The following is a 17,550-nucleotide window of genomic DNA, read 5'->3' as shown; positions in this document are numbered from 1 at the left end:
TGCCAAAGTGCAAGCAGGGGGGAGAATGGCGGCGTGAACAGCGCGAACGGACCCGACACCGGACCCGGACCCGGCCCCGGACCCGACCTCGGCCCGCGGGCCCCGCGCGGCGGCGGCACCGCCCTGGTCCTGGACCGGCTGCGGGCGGCCGGGGCGGCGGGCATCAGCCGGCTGGAGCTGGCCGAGCGGACCGGCCTCACCCCGCAGGCGGTCAGTAAGATCACCGCTCGGCTGCGGGCGGCCGGCCTGGCCGCCGAGGCCGGCCGGCGGGCGTCCACCGGCGGCAAGCCGCGTACGGTGCTCAGGCTGCGGCCGGAGGCCGGCCACGCGGTCGGCGTGCACCTGGACCGGGACGAGCTGCGGGCCGTCCTGGTCGACCTGGCCGGCACCGTGACGGGGGAGCGGCGGGCCCCGCTCGACCTGGGCGCGGGCGCCGCGGCGGTGCTGACGGACGTGTCCCGCGCGGTGACGGACCTGGTCACGGACGTGCTGCGGACCCCGGCCCCGCCCACCCTGCGCGGCGCCGGCGTCGCCCTCCCCGGCCCCCTGGACCACACCCGGGGCGTGCTGCACCGGGTCACCGGATTCCCCGCCTGGGACGGCTTCCCGCTGCGCGACGCGCTGGCCCGGCGGCTCGGCGTGCCGGTCGTCGTGGACAAGGACACCAACGCGGCGGCGCTCGGCCTCGCGGTCGGCGGCGAGCCCGGCTCCTTCGCATACCTGCATCTGGGCACCGGGCTCGGCGCGGGGCTGGTGTTCGACGGGAGCGTGCACCGGGGGGCGCGGACCGGGGCGGGGGAGTTCGGGCACCAGGTGATCCAGCTCGACGGGCCGCCCTGCCCGTGCGGCGCCCGCGGCTGCGTGGAGGCGCTCTGTCTGGCCGCCGTGGCCCGCGGCGACCTGGCCGAGGCGGCCCGGGTACTGGGCACCGGCGCCGCCAACCTGGCCGGGCTGCTCGACATCGACCTGGTACTGCTCGGCGGCCGTACCGTCACCGGCGCGCCGGACGAGTTCGTCGGCGGGGTCGGCGCCGTACTGGACGCCCGGGCCCGGCGGGCGGGCGGACGCGCGGGCGCCGTACCGGTACGGGTGGCCCCCGGCGGGGCGCGCGCCATCGCGGAGGGCGCCGCGCAGCTCGTTCTCGCGCCGCTGTTCGGCAGGGGGGATGCGTGACGGCCGGTGGTTGCGTGGGTCGGTGGTGTGGGGGTCGGTGGTGTGGGGGCGGCGGTGTGGGGGTGCGTCCGTCCGCGGTGGCGTCCGGCGGGGCGGGCGCGCCGTACCGGTACGGGTGCCCCCCGGTACGGGTGCCCCCCCCCGGCGGGCGGGCGGACGAGCGGGCGCCGTACCGGTACGGGTGGCCCCCGGCGGGGCGCGCGCCATCGCGGAGGGCGCCGCGCAGCTCGTCCTGGCGCCGCTGTTCGGTAGGGGGGACGTCTGACGGCCGGTGGTTGGTGCCGCTGTTCGGCAGGGGGGACGTCTGACAGCCGGTGGTTGCGCCGGTCGGCGGTGCGGGGTACGTCCGTCCGGAGGGAGCGCCGGAGTGGCACCGCCCGCCCGCGCGTGCCCGGCCCGCTCATGTGGTCATGCGACTGTGTGCTTCCGTGATGGCCTGCCCGGTGGCGGCGGCCGCCCTCCTCACCGGACCGGCGCCCGCCGCCTCGGCCCAGGCGCCCGCCCCGCTCCCCGCCTGCACCGCCCCCGACGACCACACCTTCCCGCTGACCACCCGGGTGCACGGCGGCCCCGCCGCCTACGCGGCCGGCGGCGGCCCCGGCACCTGGTACCTGGACCTCACCAACACCACCGACCGCGGCTGCTCCGGCATCCACCCCGTCGTCGTCCTCACCGACGCACGGCACGCACTGCGGCCCGCGCAGGCCCGCCTGGAGTTCCGGGACGGCGACGGCCGGCCGCGTCCGGTCCGCTTCGAGCGGACCGACGCCGACGAACTGGTCGCGGTCCTCGATGGCTTCCCCGGGTTCACCGTGGAGGCCGGGCGGACGGTGCGCGTCGAACTGCGGCTCGCCTTCACCCCGGACACCGGGCCGGACGAGGTCACCGCGGCCGCCGCCGTCGTCCAGCGCCGGGCCGGCGACGGGGAGTGGATCGGGCAGTCGCAGGACTACCGGTTCCGCGTCACGGCCGACAACGTCCCGTCGGTCACCGCCACCGCCACCGCCACCGCCGGCTCCGCCGCCCCGTCCCCGCCCGCCCACGAACTCGCCGGCACCGGACGGGCCCGGACCTGGACCGCGCTGGCGCTCGGCGCGCTGCTGGTCGCCGCCGGCACCGCCGCCGTCCTGCTGGCCCGCCGGCACCGCTGACCGGTCACCGCCCCGCGCCCGGGTCTGCGACGATCCTCCGCGTGGACTACCCGAACGACCAGGCCCCCGGCGCCCCCGTCCGCTCCGGCATCCCGGAGCACGGCCGCGTACCGAAGTACTACGCCGTCAAGGCCCGCATAGACCGGCTGGTGGACGACCTCGGGGAGGGCGCCCCGATCCCGACCGAACGCGACCTCGCCGAGCGCTACGAGGTCGCCCGCGAGACCGTCCGGCAGGCCCTGCGCGAACTGCTGCTGGAGGGCAAGCTGCGCCGGCAGGGCCGCGGCACGGTGGTGGCCGGCCCCAAGCTGGCCCAGCCGCTGTCGCTGGCCAGCTACACCGAGGGGGTGCGCCGCCAGGGCCGTACCCCCGGCCGCTCCCTCGTCACCCTGGACCGCTTCCCCTGCCCCGGGGCGCTGGCCGCCGAGACCGGCCTGACCCGCGGCGAACCCGTCTGGCACCTGGAGCGGGTGCTGCTCGCCGACGACGAGCGGGTCGGCCTGGAGAGCACCTACGTCGCGCTGGCCCGGGTCCCCGACCTGGACCGCGACTTCGACCCCGACTCCTCCTTCTACGCCTACCTCGACCGGCACGGCATCGGCTTCGGCAGCGCCGACGAACGGATCGAGACGGTGCTCGCCACCCCGCGCGAGGCACTGCTCATCGGCACCCCGCCCGCGCTGCCGATGCTCCTCATCCACCGCGTCTCGCGCGACACCGACGGCGGCCCGCTGGAGCGGGTGCGGACCCTCTACCGGGGCGACCGGTTCTCCTTCACCACCCACCTCGGTCACCACTCACATCGGTAACGAGTAGATAACGGGTCTAGCCCAAACGTGATGGCCGGTTCACGCTCTCGTTGTCAGCCGGATTCCTCCGGTTCCCCGATGGCGAGGAGCGTGACCGACGTGAGAGTGATAGTCGTCGGAGCCGGCGTGGTGGGCACCATGCACGCCTGGCACGCAGTCAACCGCGGCCATGAGGTCGTACAGATCGAGCGCGAGGCGGAGGCTCGCGGCGCCTCGTTGCGCAACTTCGGCCAGATCTGGGCGAGCGGCCGGGCGGCCGGCGAGGAACTGGCCACCGCGCTGCGCGCCCGCGAGCTGTGGGCGGAGCTCGGCGCCCGGGTGCCGGCGCTGGGCTTCCGCGCCAACGGCTCCCTGACCCCGGTCCGCGGCGCGCTCGAACTCGCCGTCGCCGAAGCCGCCGCGGCCCGCCCGGACGCCGCCGCCCGCGGCTACCGGCTGCTCACCCCCGCCGAGGCGCGGGCGGTCAACCCGGCCCTGCGCGGCGCGTTCGACGCCGCCCTGCACTGCGCGCGGGACGCGGCCGTCGAACCCCGCACCGCCCAGCTCGCCCTGCGCGCGGAACTCCGCACATCCCCCCGCTACACCTTCCTGCCCGGCCGCGAGGTCCGCGACGTCGTCGGCGACAACGCCGTCCGCGACGACCACGGCGACACCCACACCGGCGACGCCGTCGTCCTGTGCACCGGCGCCTGGCTCGGCGGCCTCGTCCGCGAACTGGCCGGTCCCGGCCTGCCGGTGCGCCGGGTCCGCCTCCAGATGATGCAGACCGCGCCGCTCGGCGAACCGCTCACCACCTCGGTCGCCGACGCCGACTCCTTCCGCTACTACCCGGCGTACGCCTCGCCCGCCCTGGACGAGCTGAACGCCGCCCAGCCGCAGCCGGCCACCGCCGCCGAGCACCGGATGCAACTGCTGATGGTGCAGCGCGCCGACGGCGGACTGACCATCGGCGACACCCACGAGTACGAGCACCCCTTCGCCTTCGACACCCTCGAAGACCCCTACGAGCACCTCGCCGGCGTCGTCGAGTCCCTCCTCGGCCGCCCGCTGCCGGCGATCCGGCGCCGCTGGGCCGGCGTGTACGCGCAGTGCGTCGACCCCCGCCGGGTCGTGCACCGGCAGCGGGTGCGCGACGGCGTCTGGCTGGTCACCGGGCCCGGCGGGCGCGGCATGACCTGCTCGCCCGCGATAGCCGAGACCACCGCGAACGAACTGGGCTGGTGACACCTGTGTCCTCCGACAACATCCGTCTCGTCGTCCTCGACATGGCCGGCACCACGGTCGCCGACGGCGGCCTGGTCGAGCGCGCCTTCGACACCGCCGCCCGCGCCCTCGGCGTCGAACCCGGCACCGCCGACCACGCCGCGAAACTCGACTACGTCCGCGCCACCATGGGCGAGTCCAAGATCTCCGTCTTCCGGCACCTGTTCGACACCGAGGAGCGCGCCCAGCGCGCCAACGCCGCCTTCGAGCAGGCGTACGGCGACCTGGTCGACGAGGGGCTGATCGCACCGGTCCCCGGCGCCCGCGAGGCCATCGGGGAACTCGCCGCCGACGGCCGGACCACCGTCCTGACCACCGGCTTCGCCCGCGTCACCCAGGACGCCGTCCTGGACGCCCTCGGCTGGCGCGACCTGGTGCCGCTCACCCTGTGCCCGGCCGACGCGGGCGGCCGCGGACGGCCGTACCCCGACCTGGTCCTGGAGGCGTTCCTGCGCACGCGGGCCGCCGACGCCATGGCCGAGGTCGCCGTCGTCGGGGACACCTCCTACGACGTGCTCAGCGGCGTCCGCGCCGGGGCCGGCCTGGTGGCCGGCGTGCGCACCGGCGCGCACCGCGACGACGCGTTCCGGGCGGCGGGCGCCGGCCACGTCCTCGACTCGGTGGCCGAACTGCCCGCCCTGCTGCGGGGGGCCGGCTGATGGGCATCCGCTTCGACGGCGTGACCGTCGCCTACGACGGCAACGTGGTCCTGGACGCCCTCGACCTCACCGTCGCGCCCGGCGAGGTCAGGGTGCTGGGGGATCGGCATGGTGGTCCAGGTACGCCATGTTCCCGCACTTGGAAGTCGGCGCCGGGCAGCTGAGCCCCCGCGACGGCCAGGAGGCTCAGACCAGGTCCACCAGATCCGCGATCGAGTCGACGACCTTCGTCGGCCGGTACGGGTACTGGTGGATGTCGGCCGTCGTCGTCAGCCCCGTCAGCACCAGGAACGTCTCCATCCCGGCCTCCAGACCGGCCAGTACGTCGGTGTCCATCCGGTCCCCGATCATGGCGCTGGACTCGGAGTGCGCGCCGATCACGTTCAGCCCGGTGCGCATCATCAGCGGGTTCGGCTTGCCGACGAAGTACGGGTCCTTCCCGGTCGCCTTGGTGATCAGCGCGGCCACCGAACCCGTCGCGGGCAGCGCGCCCTGCGGGGACGGCCCGGTGTTGTCGGGGTTGGTCGCGATGAACCGGGCCCCGTTGTTGATCAGCCGGATCGCCTTGGTCAGCGCCTCGAAGGAGTACGTCCGGGTCTCGCCGAGGACCACGAAGTCGGGGTCGGTGTCCGTCATGACGTACCCCGCCTCGTGCAGCGCGGTGGTCAGCCCGGCCTCGCCGATGACGTAGGCGGTGCCGCCGGGGTGCTGGGTGTCCAGGAACTTCGCCGTGGCCAGCGCCGAGGTCCAGATGTTCTCGACCGGCACCTCCAGGCCGATCCGGTTCAGCCGGGCGTGCAGGTCCCGGGCCGTGTAGATCGAGTTGTTGGTGAGGACCAGGAACGGCCGCCCGGAGTCCCTCAGCTTCTTGATGAAGGCATCGGCGCCGGGCACCGGCACGCCCTCATGCATCAGCACCCCATCCATGTCGGTGAGCCACGATTCGATGGGCTTGCGCTCTGTCATGCGGGCGGACTCCTGCCGTGCGGCGGCCGTGCGGCGACCTGGGGATGGGCCTGTGGACGACCATGCTAAGCACCAAACCCGTCGGCGGCCCGCGTCGCCCGTTCGGAGCAGCCGGGCCCCCGCACCGGATGCGGCGGCCCGGCCGGCGGGGGAGTCTCCAAGGTGACTGGAGGTACACGATGGGCTCACTGAAAGCCACTCTCTGTGCCGGGACCGCGCTGCTCGCGGCGCTCACCCCGGCGACGGCGTACGCGGCGGACACCGACGGGGTCCTGGTCACCCCGGCGGCCCCCGCCCCCGGCACCGACGTCACCCTCCGCGCGCCCGACTGCGCCGAGAAGAGCGCGGTGGCCGTCTCGACGGCCTTCGAGTCCGACGTACGGCTCTCCCTGGCCAGCAGCGACGGCGCGCTCGTCGGCGCCGGCCGGGTCCGCACCTCGGTCACCGCCGGCGCCTACGTCGTCAAGGTCCGCTGCGGCGCCCAGCAGCGCGAGGGCCGGCTCACCGTCGGCGACCCCGGCGACCGGTCCGAGGGCCGCGTCCCGGCCACCGCCCACGCCTCTCCGGTCGCCCCCGTCGACGCGGGCGGCGGCGGCGCCGCCCGGCTGGCCGCCACGGACGCCGGCACCGCCAACGACCCGCAGGGCGAGGCCCGCCCCGACGGGCCCGGCACCGCCCACGCGGTCATCGGTCTGGTCCTCGCCGGCGTCGCCGCCGTGGCCGTCGCGCTGCGCAGCGCCCGCCGGGGCCGCGGAACGGACTGACCGGCCATGTCCGAGAGCGACCGCGAGCGCCCCGCCGCCCCCGGCCGCCTGGTGACCGGCATCGCCTGGACGGTGCTGCTCCTCGGGCTGTGGCTGTGGGGCCGCGAGGCCACCGACGGCATATCCGGGCCGGCCACCGGCGACATGGCGGCGGCCGGCCGACCCCCGTACCGCTCCCTCCCGCCCGCGCACCAGCCGCTCGGCGGCGACCCCCCGCCCCGGCGCCTGGACATACCCCGGCTCGGCGTGCACGCCCCGGTGATCGGCCGCGGCCTCGACACCAAGGGCGCCCTTCAGCCGCCGCCCTTCAGCCGCCCCGGCACGGTCGGCTGGTGGACGTCCGGTGCCACCCCCGGCGCCGCGGGCACCGCCCTGCTGGTCGGCCACGTCGACACCGCGACCCGCCCGGCCGTCTTCTACCAGCTCTCCACCATCGAGCCCGGCGACACGATCCGCGTCCTGCGCGGCACCACGGAGGTCGCCGAGGTCGCCGAGTTCACCGTGGACGACGTCCAGGTCCTCACCCGCGAGCGCTTCGACGCCCGCCAGGCATACGGCCAGCACCGCTCCGGACGCGCCGAACTCCGCCTGATCACCTGCGGCGGCACCTTCGACCGGGTCAGCAACACCTACACGGCCAATGTGATCGTCTCGGCCTACCTCACCGGCACGCGCTCCGGTACCTGAGACCCAGGCCCTGCCCGGCCGACGGCCCACTCCCCCGATGCCGCCGGCCGAGCCGGTCCTCGACCGCGCGCGGACGGATTGCGGGAGTAACCCGTCGGGCGCGCGGGAGGTCTGGTGGATGACGAGCCGGGGGCCGGCGCCGTCCGAACCACCTTAGGACGTACGGGCGTTCCGGCCTAGGGGGCGGCCCCGCCGCTTCGCGCTCACGGCTTCCCGGAGATCTCGTGGGCGGGCGGCGGCCGTATGCCAGGATTGACCCCTGGAACGAAGCGGGAACAGTGCACCCAAGGGGGGGTTGGATGTACGGCAGCAGGGGGGCCGGGACTTTCGCCGTGACGCGCGCGTCCGCGGTGCTGCTGGGGGCGGCGCTGCTGGTCGCCGGATGTTCGTCGGGCGACGACGGGAACGACGGGGACGACGGCGGTCAGGGCAAGGACGCCGGCGCCGGCATCACCCAGCAGCCCAAGGAGGCCGACCCGTTCTGGGTCAACCCGGACTCCACCGCGGCCCGGCAGCTCGCCGAGCTGGAGCAGGCCGGCCAGGACAGCGAGGCCGCCCGGATCCGGAAGATCGCCGAGCAGCCGGTCGGCGAGTGGATCAGCCCGGAGAACCCCGAGGAACAGGCCCGCGGCTTCACCGAGGCCGCCGACGAGGCCGGCCGCACCGCGCTGCTCGTCCTCTACAACATCCCGCACCGCGACTGCGGCCAGTACTCCCAGGGCGGCGCCGCCGACGGCGACGCCTACCGCAGCTTCGTCGACGCGGTCGCCAAGGGCATCGGCGACCGCTTGGCCACGGTGATACTCGAACCGGACGCGGTCCTGCACCTGGTGGACGGCTGCACCCCCGAGGAGTTCCACGAGGAGCGCTACGACCTGCTGGGCGGCGCCGTCGACACCCTGAAGGCGCTGAAGAACACCAAGGTCTACCTGGACGCGGGCAACGCCGGCTGGGGCGACCCGGACCAGATCCACGAGCCCCTCACCCGCGCGGGCGTCGACCGCGCCGACGGCTTCGCGGTCAACGTCTCCAACTTCTACGCCACCGACGACTCCATCGCCTACGGCAAGCAGCTCTCCGCCAAGGTCGGCGGCAAGCACTTCGTCATCGACACCAGCCGCAACGGCAACGGCCCCTACACCGAGGGCGACGAAACGGAACGCTGGTGCAACCCGCCGGGCCGGGCCCTCGGCGAGACCCCGACCACCCGCACGGCCGACCCGCTGGTCGACGCCTACCTGTGGATCAAGCGGCCCGGCGAATCGGACGGCGAATGCAAGGGCGGCCCGAAGGCGGGCGAGTGGTGGCAGGACTACGCCTTGGAACTGGCGCAAGGCGCCTAGCGATCGCCCCCGCCCGCTAAGGAACCTCCACCCACTGCGCCTTGCTCGGCACCCCGTCCCGGTCGGTCACGAACAGCATGTACCACCCCGACTGCACAAGGTTCTTGTTCTTCGGAACGGTAACCGTCACCTTGTCCCCGGCCACCTTGTAGTCGAGGGCGATGGACCGCTGATCCACGTCAGTGACATGCGTGGCCGCACTGGGCCGAATCAGCCGCACCTTCGCGATGGAGGACGCCGCCTTCGACGTGAACGTCCCCGACTCCCCCCGGGAGATGGCCCCCGGCCCACCCGCGAGATCGGGCCGCTCACCGCCGTACAGATAGGGCGGCGTGTAGATCTCGATCCGCTGCTCGAACTTCCCCGGCTTCGTATTCGCCTTGTCCCCGTACAGCGAGTCCGACCCGAAGAACATCACCCGCCCGTCGGGCAGCAGAATCGACCCGGAGTGGTAGTTCCGCCCCACCAGCGGATCGGCGACCCGGTCGAAGGAATTGGTCGCCGTGTCGTACAGCCGCGCCTGCAAGATGTTGGAGTCGCCGCGCCCCCGGTAGTCCTGCGACCCCCCGGACACCAGCACACTGTCGTCGGGCAGCACGGACGCCTGCGGATACCGCGTCCCCTTCTCCAGCGAGGGCCCGTCCACGAACGCCGGACTGTCGGCCTTCAGATCCACGATCCGGGTCTTCGCGCTCGACAGCTTGGACTCACCGACCCCGCCGCCACCGATCACCATGTACTTCTCGTCCTGCGCCGGCGGCAGCAGCACCGTCCCGGACGTCTCCATCCGGTCGGCGTCGCTCAGCCCGGGAATCCTGTCGAACTCGTTGGTCTCCACATCCCACAGGCCGGGTTCCCGCCCGACGTCGTCGGGCCCGTACCCCGCGTTCGAACCCGAGTAGAAGATCTTCCCGTTCTGCGTCAGGAACAGCGCCGGGTACGTCGGGAACTGCCGGGTCTTGTCGGTGTAGCTCCAGGTCCTGGTCTCGGGGTCGAACACCTCGTTCTTGCCCGGCACCAGCTGCCCGATGTCGTCGAGGCCGGAGACGCTGAGGATGCTGCCGTCGCTGAGCGTGGTGAGCGTCGGGTACCAGCGGGCCTCGTGCATCGGGTCGACCTTGATGTACTTCTCGGCCACCGGGTCGAACTCGTACGCGTCCCGGATGCCCTGGAAGTCCTTCTTGTCGAGGGCGAGTTTCTCCGCGATGCCGTACGTGTTCTTCGCGTCGGTCCCGGACAGCCCCCGCACCTGGTAGTTGTCCTGGGTGCCGGTCTCGTACTTCGCGCCGCTCTTCTGCGCCTCGACATAGATCCGGCCCAGCCCCGGGTCGTTGCGCAGGAACTCGCCGGTCGTCTCGTCGAAGACCTTCTCGGCGCGCGGCACCAGCACCGGGTCCTTGGAGACGAAGGTCTTGCCGTTCTCCTTGCCGGTGAACTTCGTCCCGGCGGGCAGCGTGATCGGCTTGTCCGGGTTCTCGTTGTGCACCACCATCAGCCCGCCGGCCTTGGTGACATCCCCTTGCAGTTTCTCGTACCGTTTCGTCCCGCCCGCGATCAGCAGATTGCCGCCTGCGAGCTGGGTGTGCCCGGTGCAGAACAGGTCGGTCGGCGTCGGCACCTTCTTCACGGTGCCCTTGACCGGGTCCCAGATCCGGGTGTCGAACTTCTTCGCGTCGAAGTTGTCCTGGTTGTTCCCCGACCCGGCGACCAGCAGCACCTTGCCGGTGCGCAGCAGCGCCGCGTGAATGGTGTTCTGCTGGTACTCGTCCGGGAAGTCGACGATCTCCCAGCGGCCGTTCGCGGCCTTGTACTCCGGCTGGTTGATCTTGTACTGGTGGTATTTCTCGGTACCGAAGCGGTACAGCCACGGCCCGTTCATCCCGGCCAGCGCGAGTACCACCACCGTGCCTATCGCGAGTCGACGGGCCCGACGGCGGCCGGCCTGGTGCTTCATTCCTCACGTCCCCCAAGTCCGAGTCCGCCCAGGGCGATCTGCATGGTCTGGTCGTCCGCCACCGCGTCGGCGGCCGCCCCGCCGGACGCGGCCCAGGTGGGGCGCTGCTGCGGCGCGTGCGGTCCCGGGTACTGGGCGGGCACCGGTGCCTGAGCGACGACCGGCGTCTCCTCGACGGCCGGACCCGCCGTCTTCCGCAGCTGCCGCAACTGGTGCCGCCACGCGAACATCGGCGACGCGGTGATCAGCAGCGCGAACGTGGCCCAGATGATCATCGCGGGGTGCGAGTGCCCGTACATGAACCCGGCGGTGATCGAACCGCCGAAGATGACGATGAAGTACCAGTGGTACCGGAAGGTGCCGAACCAGGTGTCCGGGCTGGCCGAGTCGCCCTTCGGGGTCACCACGAACCTGCTCTTGCGGCGCAGTACCGAGTCGATCAGCGCCTTCGCGTACAGCGGTGCCGACAGGGCCGACATGATCATGCCCGCGACACCGCCGGAGCCCTCGGGCTCGTGCGGCGAGATGTTGTGCCGGCGGTTCCAGACGTACAGGCCGATCTGGAGCGCGGAGGCGTTGCCGTAGAGCATCAGCCAGACCGCCGGGTCGATGTTGACGCCGGAGGCGCCGAGGCCGAGGAACAGGGCGCAGCTCAGCGCGGCCAGTATCCAGTTCATGGCCGACATCGGATAGAAGATGATCATCATGGTGTAGTTGAAGAGCTTGCTCGGCGGCAGCGAGTACCAGCCCTTCCAGTACTGCTTGAGGATCGTCTCGTAGGTGCCGCGCGACCAGCGCATCTGCTGGGTGAAGAAGTCCGTCCAGGCGTTCGGGCCCTCGCCGACCGCGAGTACGTCGGGGGTGTAGACCGAGCGCCACTTGCGGCCCGTCGCGGGATTGCGGTGCCGGTGGATCTCGAACCCGGTGGCCATGTCCTCGGTGATCGAGTCGTACAGGCCGCCGATCTGCTTGAGCGCCTTGATCCGCACCGCGTTGGAGGTGCCCACGAACATGGGGGAGCCGTAGCGGTTGCCGGCCCGCTGGATCAGGGCGTGGAAGAGGAACTGCTGCGACTCGGCGGCCTTGGTGACCGGGTTGTCGTAGTTGCCGTAGACCTGCGGGCCGATGACGAAGCCGACGTTCGGGTCGCGGAAGTAACCGAGCATCCGCTCCAGGTAGTTGGGCAGCGGGACGTGGTCGGTGTCGACGGAGGCGAAGTAGTCGTAGTCGTCGCCGTGCGCCTCCAGCCAGGCGTTGTAGTTGCCGTGCTTGGTCTTGGCGCGGTGCGGGCCCTTGGGCTGGTTCCACTTGGCGACGCCCTTGCGGGAGAAGTGGTGCACGCCCAGGCGCGCGCAGACCGCCTTCACCTCGGGGTCGTCGCCCTCGTCGAGCAGCCAGACGTGCATGACGCCCCGGTGGCGTATCTTGACGGCCGCCTCCAGCGTCCTGGTCACCATCTCCAGCGGTTCCTTGCCGGGCACGAAGGAGGTGAGGAAGGCGACCCGGGTTCCGCTTTCGGGTACCACCGGCACCGGATCGCGGGCGACGAGCGTGGCATGCGCGTTCGACAAAACGTTCGCACACCGGAACAGCTCGATCAGGCCGATGGAGACGAGCATGACCACGTCGAGCGCGGGCAGCCAGTCGAACGCCGGATAGTCCCGCTCGGTCCAGTGCTCGGGCTGGAGCAGCCAGACCAGCAGCACCACCGACAGCAGCGGCGCCGCGGCCAGCATCAGCGCCACCCGTATACGGTGCGGCTCCTGCGACAGCAGCGAGCGGTAGCGCACCCGGTACGGCTGGTCCGGGTCCTCGGGCTGGGTGAGCGGACCGGCCAGCCGGCTGTAGTGCTCGTAGTCGTAGCGCGGCAGCGTTCTCCTTATCCGGCGGAACGTGCCGGTGGTGGACATCCGATGCGGGACCACTCTGAGCTGGGTGGTCTCGGACGGGTCGAAGTCAGGCCCGGCGCCCGGCGGCGTCGACGTCATGAGTCATCCCCCCACACGCAGGTCACGCGTGTTTCGTCGCGTACAGCGCCCGCTGCCGGTGTTCCCCTGGACCGTCGCAGGCGTAACAGTGGTGGATCGCCGTCACCACACCATCCACACCCTATAGACATGGAACGGCGTCCTTCCGGTTGCACGACGCCCCCTCGGCATCCGGCTCCTGCGGCCCCTCGTCCCGCAGTACCGCCAACCGGTTCCGTGCCCCCCTGGACCCACCAGGGTTCTACGCCCGTCCGCATGATCGCAAGACGGGAAACGAGGTGTTTACCGGTCATACGCGCGAATTGCGGTGTCTGTGGAGATCGGGCGGAGAGGTCGGAAACGCCGAAGGCCCCTCGCTCTCGCGAGGGGCCTTCGGCTGTCGGTGCGCCGCCAGGGACTCGAACCCCGGACCCGCTGATTAAGAGTCAGCTGCTCTAACCAACTGAGCTAGCGGCGCCTGCTGACGACGACAACTTTACCCGACCCGGCGCGGTGCTCCGGACCACCGGCCACCCGCCCGGGCGGCCCCCTACATCATTCGGACCGTCAACATGCGCGTCCCGCTGACCGTTGCGAAACTGACGCACGTGTACCGAAGCGGACATTTTCGGCCGGAGTGTGAGGGGAATCGCATGGAGACGCCGGTATTCGAGGAGATCGACCCGGCGAACGACTGCGACTGCCCAGGCTGCCGGCACTGGCGCCGGGTGCTGCCGCACGCCACCGCCACCCCCGCCCATCCGGCCGCCCGGCGGGCCCTGGTCGTGGCGGCCACCGCCTCCGCCGCCCTCGCCACCGGCGCGGCGACCGCCCTCCCGGCCGCCGCCCACGCCCCGCAGCACCCCGGCGGTCCCGCCGCCGACCGCACCGAGGCGCCCGACGGCACCAGCACCCCCGACCGCACTGACACCCCTGACACCCCCGACACCCCCCAGGGCAAGCGGGCGCCGCTGCACGGCCCCGGCGGGACGCCCGCCGTCCCGCCGGCCGGCGCCCCGCTGCCCGAGACCACCCGGGAACAGATCATGGCGCGGGCCCAGACCTGGGTCGACGCGAAGGTGCCGTACAGCATGAGCGCCTACTGGTCCGACGGCTACCGGCAGGACTGCTCGGGCTATGTCTCGATGGCCTGGGGACTGCCCGCCAACGAGTGGACCGGCAGCCTCGGCACGTTCTCCGACCGGGTCACCAAGGACGAGCTCCAGCCCGGCGACGTCCTGCTGTTCCACAACACGGCCGACCCCGAGAAGGGCTCCCACGTGGTGATCTTCGGCGGCTGGACGGACTCGACGCACACCGAGTACGTCGCCTACGAGCAGACGCCCCCGCACACCCGCCGCAAGGCCACGCCGTACGCCTACTGGAACAACTCCGCCAGCTATCTGCCCTACCGCTACAAGGGCGTGGTGGCGTCCGCCGCCGGTGCCGAGCCGGCCGCCTACCCGGGGACGGCGGCCTTCGGCCCCGGCGCGCACAACGCCTCCGTCACCCGGCTCGGCCGCCTGCTGGCCCGGCGCGGCGCCGCCCGCTACTACGCCACCGGCCCGGGGCCGCGCTGGTCGGCGGCGGACCGGGCGGCGACCAGGGCGTTCCAGCAGGCCCAGGGCTGGCGGGGCGCCGACGCCGACGGGCTGCCGGGCCCGGCCACCTGGCGGCTGCTGGTGTCCGGCACGGGCAAGGACGTCCCGGCCACCGGGCCGGTCCAGGCCGGCGTGCCCGGCTACCCGGGCCGGGCCGCGTTCCGCCCGGGCGCGTCCGGCGACGACGTCACCCGGCTGGGCAGACAGCTGGTGGCCAAGGGGTACGGCAGGTTCTACGCCGCCGGTCCCGGTCCGCGCTGGGGCGTCGCGGACCGCCGGGCCGTCGAGGCGTTCCAGCGAGCCCAGGGCTGGCGCGGCGGCGCGGCGGACGGCTTCCCGGGCCCGGAGACCTGGCGCCGGCTCTTCTCCTGACATCCCTTCCCGACGTTCATGACGCATCTGGCGCGGAGGCTGGAGCACGCATGAGTACCACCTCGACCACCACCCCACCACCCCCCGAGCCGGGCGGCGCACCGGACGGGCTGTCCCGTCCGGTGCGCCTCATCCAGAACGAGGCCACCACCGAGATCCCGGTCCACCTGCTCTTCCGGGACGATCCCGAACCGGCGCCGGTGCCGCTGCGCCCCGCGGTCGTCGGCCGCCGGCACGGCACCGGCGAGCAGCCCCGAATCCGGCGCCCGGTGTCCAAGCCGCGTCCCGTCCCCGAGGTCGACCCGGCGCTGACCGAACGCCCGGCCAGGGTGCTGCCCGGCGCCGCGGGCGTGCTGGCCGGCGTCTGCGGCGCGGCCGGCTGCGCGGCCACCTCCTGGTGGGCGGGCGTCCTGCCGCCGCTCGCCCTGACCGCGCTGCGGCTGCCGGCGGGCGGCGGGGCGGGGCTCGGCCCCGGGCAGTGGGCGGCGTACGCGGGCGCCGGGGCGCTCGGGCTGTTCGGCTTCGGCGGGCTGGCCCGCGGCCGCACCGGCCGGGCCTGGGTGCTGGGCCTGTTCGGCCGCTACCGGGGGACGGTGCGGCGCACCGGCCTGATGTGGGTCAACCCGCTGCTGCTGCGCCGCCGGGTCGATGTCCGGCTGCGGCACTGGCGCAGCGAGCCGATGCCGGCCGCCGACGGCAACGGGGTGGCGCTGCGGGCGGTGACGCTGGTGGTGTGGCGGGTGCGGGACACCGCGCGGGCGGTGCTCGGCGTCGAGGACCACGAGACGTATCTGCGCGAGTGCGTGGAGGCGGCGCTGGCCCGGGTGCCGGTGGAGCCGCCGGGCACCTCGCGGGCCTCGGCCGACACGGCGGGGGAGGCGCTGACCCGGCTGGTGGCGGCGGACGCGGCGGCGATCGGCCTGGAGGTGTTCGCGGTCCGGCCGGTGCGGGTGGAGTACGCGCCCGAGGTGGCCGCCGCGATGCACCGGCGCCGGATCGCCGTGCTCGACGCGGCGCAGCGGGCGAGTCTGCTCACCTCGGTGGTGGACTCGGTGGAGGACACGGTGACCCGGCTCACCACCCGGGGGCTGGTCGAACTCGACGACTACGAGCGCAAGGCGCTGGTGAAGGACCTCACGGTGGCGTTCTGCGCCGCTCCCGCAGCCGGTTCCCCTATTGGTATGGACATGTTCAAGTAGCCGCAATAATCTGAGACTTGGTCTAGACCTGCACGGCTCACTGAACTTCCCCCACGTCCCCCAGGGAGCGGCAGCATGCGCAAGAAGACCAAGCTCGGTGCCGGGCTGGTGGGCCTGGCGACCACCGGGGCCCTCGTGCTCACCTCCGGCGGCGCCGCCAGCGGCCACGGCTACACCGACCTGCCGGTCAGCCGGCAGAAGCTCTGCCAGAACGGCTCCGTCAGCAACTGCGGCTCGATCCAGTGGGAGCCGCAGAGCGTCGAGGGCCCCAAGGGCTTCCCGTCCTCCGGTGCGGCCGACGGGCAGATCTGTTCCGCGAACAACACCCGGTTCGCCCAGCTCGACGCCCCGAAGACGCCCGGCGGCGGCGCCTGGCCCACCACGAAGGTCACCGGCGGGCAGAACTACACCTTCCGGTGGCAGTTCACCGCGATGCACTCCACCAGCGACTTCTCCTACTACATCACCAAGGCGGGCTGGAACCAGAACCACAACCTGGCCCGGTCCGACCTCAACCTCACGCCGTTCCTGACGGTCCCCTACGGCGGCAAGCAGCCGCCGGCCACGCTCTCGCACAGCGGCGCGCTGCCGACCGGGCTGAGCGGACACCATGTGATCGTCGCGGTGTGGACGGTCGCGGACACCGCCAACGCGTTCTACGCGTGCTCGGACGTCACGTTCTGAGCGGTCCGGTCCGGGGCACGCGGAAGGCCCCTCGCTCTCGCGAGGGGCCTTCCGTCCGGTGCGCCGCCAGGGACTCGAACCCCGGACCCGCTGATTAAGAGTCAGCTGCTCTAACCAACTGAGCTAGCGGCGCGTGCGGATAAATAGTACCTGGTCCGGCGGGGTGCTCGCGCCCAGTGCCAGGTTGCCTAGATGGCCAGGGACAGCAGCACCGGCGCCGCCCCCCGGTTCAGCGCCTCCGCGGCCCGGCGCAGCCGGTACGCCCGCTCCACCGGCAACGACAACGCGAGGCACCCCACCGCCGACCCCGCGGTGATCGGCACCGCCGCGCACACCGTCCCCACCGCGTACTCCTGGAGATCCAGCACCGGCACCGCCGCCGGCTGCGCCGCCAGCCGGGACAGCAGCACCCGGTCACTGGTGATCGTCCGCGAGGTGAGCCGCGCCATCCGGTGCCGGGCCAGATGGTCACGGCGGCCGGCGTGGTCCAGCTGGGTCAGCAGGCTCTTGCCGATCGCCGTGGCGTGCGCCGAGTGCCGGAAGTCCACCCACTCGTTGACCTTGGGCGCGCCGGGGCCGTCCGCGTACTGGGTGACGCTGACCTCCCCGTCGACGTACCGGCTCAGATAGACCGCCGCGCCGACCGCGTCGCGCAGCCGGTCCAGGGTCTGCTGGAGTTTCTCGCGCAGCGCCGCCTCGCGGCCGTGCGCCGAGCTCAGCCGGGCCAGGGCCGCCCCGGCCAGGTACGTCCCGTCGGTGGTCTGCTCGACGTATCCCTCGCGGCGCAGCATCCGCAGCAGCGGGGCCAGTCGCTCCCGGCCGAGGCCGGTGCGCCGGGCGAGCTCGGTGTCGGTGACGCCGGTGGTCCGCCGCGCCACCGTCTCCAGTACGCGCAGGGCGTCCGGGACGCGGTGGTGCGGCGCGGTCGGCTCGGGTTGCAGCGCCACGGTGGTCTCCC

At 73.2% G+C, this 17,550-nt stretch carries 16 protein-coding genes and 2 tRNA genes; 12 read left to right on the top strand and 6 right to left on the bottom strand.

From position 1 onward, the window contains the following. Positions 1 to 33 precede the first annotated feature (33 nt). The 6 genes from AB0G32_RS07475 to AB0G32_RS07450 all read left to right on the top strand — a co-directional run bounded on the left by AB0G32_RS07475 (position 34) and on the right by AB0G32_RS07450 (position 5,219). Positions 34 to 1,173, top strand: coding sequence for an ROK family protein (locus tag AB0G32_RS07475; protein WP_361159500.1), 1,140 nt, complete (start codon positions 34 to 36; stop codon positions 1,171 to 1,173). Positions 1,174 to 1,583: 410 nt separating this feature from the next. Beyond that, entirely contained in the window at positions 1,584 to 2,324 is a 741-nt protein-coding gene (locus tag AB0G32_RS07470) for a hypothetical protein (protein ID WP_361159497.1), read from the top strand. 41 nt (positions 2,325 to 2,365) lie between these two features. Then, positions 2,366 to 3,133, top strand: coding sequence for a GntR family transcriptional regulator (locus AB0G32_RS07465; RefSeq protein WP_361159495.1), 768 nt, complete (start codon positions 2,366 to 2,368; stop codon positions 3,131 to 3,133). 99 nt (positions 3,134 to 3,232) lie between these two features. Then, a complete protein-coding gene (locus AB0G32_RS07460) occupies positions 3,233 to 4,357 on the top strand; it encodes a TIGR03364 family FAD-dependent oxidoreductase (protein WP_361159492.1) in 1,125 nt (374 codons plus the stop codon). Next, complete coding sequence (locus AB0G32_RS07455) at positions 4,354 to 5,055, top strand: HAD family hydrolase (RefSeq protein ID WP_361159490.1); 702 nt, start codon at positions 4,354 to 4,356, stop codon at positions 5,053 to 5,055. Before AB0G32_RS07460 ends, AB0G32_RS07455 begins: the two co-directional genes overlap by 4 nt. After that, complete coding sequence (locus tag AB0G32_RS07450) at positions 5,055 to 5,219, top strand: hypothetical protein (protein ID WP_361159983.1); 165 nt, start codon at positions 5,055 to 5,057, stop codon at positions 5,217 to 5,219. Before AB0G32_RS07455 ends, AB0G32_RS07450 begins: the two co-directional genes overlap by 1 nt. A 22-nt stretch (positions 5,220 to 5,241) precedes the next feature. On the opposite strand, the gene AB0G32_RS07445 is transcribed toward AB0G32_RS07450, so the two are convergent. Next, positions 5,242 to 6,021, bottom strand: coding sequence for an HAD-IIA family hydrolase (locus tag AB0G32_RS07445; protein WP_361159488.1), 780 nt, complete (start codon positions 6,019 to 6,021; stop codon positions 5,242 to 5,244). Positions 6,022 to 6,200: 179 nt separating this feature from the next. Between AB0G32_RS07445 and AB0G32_RS07440 the strand changes: the two genes are divergently transcribed. The 3 genes from AB0G32_RS07440 (at position 6,201) to AB0G32_RS07430 (ending at position 8,815) form a co-directional block, all read left to right on the top strand. Beyond that, positions 6,201 to 6,785, top strand: a complete 585-nt coding sequence (locus AB0G32_RS07440; protein WP_361159486.1) for a hypothetical protein — start codon at positions 6,201 to 6,203, stop codon at positions 6,783 to 6,785. 6 nt (positions 6,786 to 6,791) lie between these two features. Beyond that, a complete protein-coding gene (locus tag AB0G32_RS07435; protein ID WP_361159484.1) occupies positions 6,792 to 7,472 on the top strand; it encodes a class F sortase in 681 nt (226 codons plus the stop codon). Positions 7,473 to 7,771: 299 nt separating this feature from the next. Then, entirely contained in the window at positions 7,772 to 8,815 is a 1,044-nt protein-coding gene (locus AB0G32_RS07430; RefSeq protein ID WP_361159482.1) for a glycoside hydrolase family 6 protein, read from the top strand. A 16-nt stretch (positions 8,816 to 8,831) separates the two neighbouring features. Here the strand turns inward: AB0G32_RS07430 and AB0G32_RS07425 are convergent, their stop codons facing one another. The 3 genes from AB0G32_RS07425 to AB0G32_RS07415 all read right to left on the bottom strand — a co-directional run bounded on the left by AB0G32_RS07425 (position 8,832) and on the right by AB0G32_RS07415 (position 13,214). Continuing rightward, entirely contained in the window at positions 8,832 to 10,769 is a 1,938-nt protein-coding gene (locus tag AB0G32_RS07425) for a kelch motif-containing protein (protein ID WP_361159480.1), read from the bottom strand. Continuing rightward, entirely contained in the window at positions 10,766 to 12,757 is a 1,992-nt protein-coding gene (locus tag AB0G32_RS07420) for a cellulose synthase catalytic subunit (protein WP_361159477.1), read from the bottom strand. Before AB0G32_RS07420 ends, AB0G32_RS07425 begins: the two co-directional genes overlap by 4 nt. Positions 12,758 to 13,140: 383 nt before the next feature. Beyond that, a tRNA-Lys gene (locus tag AB0G32_RS07415) sits at positions 13,141 to 13,214 on the bottom strand. A 175-nt stretch (positions 13,215 to 13,389) separates the two neighbouring features. Here AB0G32_RS07415 and AB0G32_RS07410 point away from each other — a divergent pair. The 3 genes from AB0G32_RS07410 to AB0G32_RS07400 all read left to right on the top strand — a co-directional run bounded on the left by AB0G32_RS07410 (position 13,390) and on the right by AB0G32_RS07400 (position 16,592). Further along, complete coding sequence (locus AB0G32_RS07410) at positions 13,390 to 14,709, top strand: peptidoglycan-binding protein (protein WP_361159474.1); 1,320 nt, start codon at positions 13,390 to 13,392, stop codon at positions 14,707 to 14,709. A gap of 50 nt (positions 14,710 to 14,759) precedes the next feature. Then, positions 14,760 to 15,908 (top strand): SPFH domain-containing protein, encoded by a 1,149-nt coding sequence (locus tag AB0G32_RS07405; RefSeq protein ID WP_361159472.1) that lies wholly within the window; start codon positions 14,760 to 14,762, stop codon positions 15,906 to 15,908. Positions 15,909 to 15,983: 75 nt separating this feature from the next. Then, the gene (locus AB0G32_RS07400) at positions 15,984 to 16,592 is read left to right on the top strand and encodes a lytic polysaccharide monooxygenase auxiliary activity family 9 protein (protein ID WP_361159469.1); all 609 of its coding nucleotides are present in this window, start codon (positions 15,984 to 15,986) and stop codon (positions 16,590 to 16,592) included. Positions 16,593 to 16,651: 59 nt separating this feature from the next. Here AB0G32_RS07400 and AB0G32_RS07395 read toward each other — a convergent pair. Together AB0G32_RS07395 and AB0G32_RS07390 are read right to left on the bottom strand one after the other, a co-directional pair. Then, a tRNA-Lys gene (locus AB0G32_RS07395) sits at positions 16,652 to 16,725 on the bottom strand. Positions 16,726 to 16,780: 55 nt separating this feature from the next. Then, positions 16,781 to 17,539: an IclR family transcriptional regulator C-terminal domain-containing protein gene (locus AB0G32_RS07390; protein ID WP_361159466.1), complete on the bottom strand. Its 759-nt coding sequence runs from the start codon at positions 17,537 to 17,539 to the stop codon at positions 16,781 to 16,783. Positions 17,540 to 17,550: the final 11 nt, after the last annotated feature.

The sequence above is a fragment of the Streptomyces sp. NPDC023723 genome (genome assembly GCF_040639815.1).
GTDB lineage: Bacteria > Actinomycetota > Actinomycetes > Streptomycetales > Streptomycetaceae > Streptomyces.
Note: the sequence above shows the minus strand (reverse complement) of the source record. Positions and strands in the feature narration are given on the sequence as shown.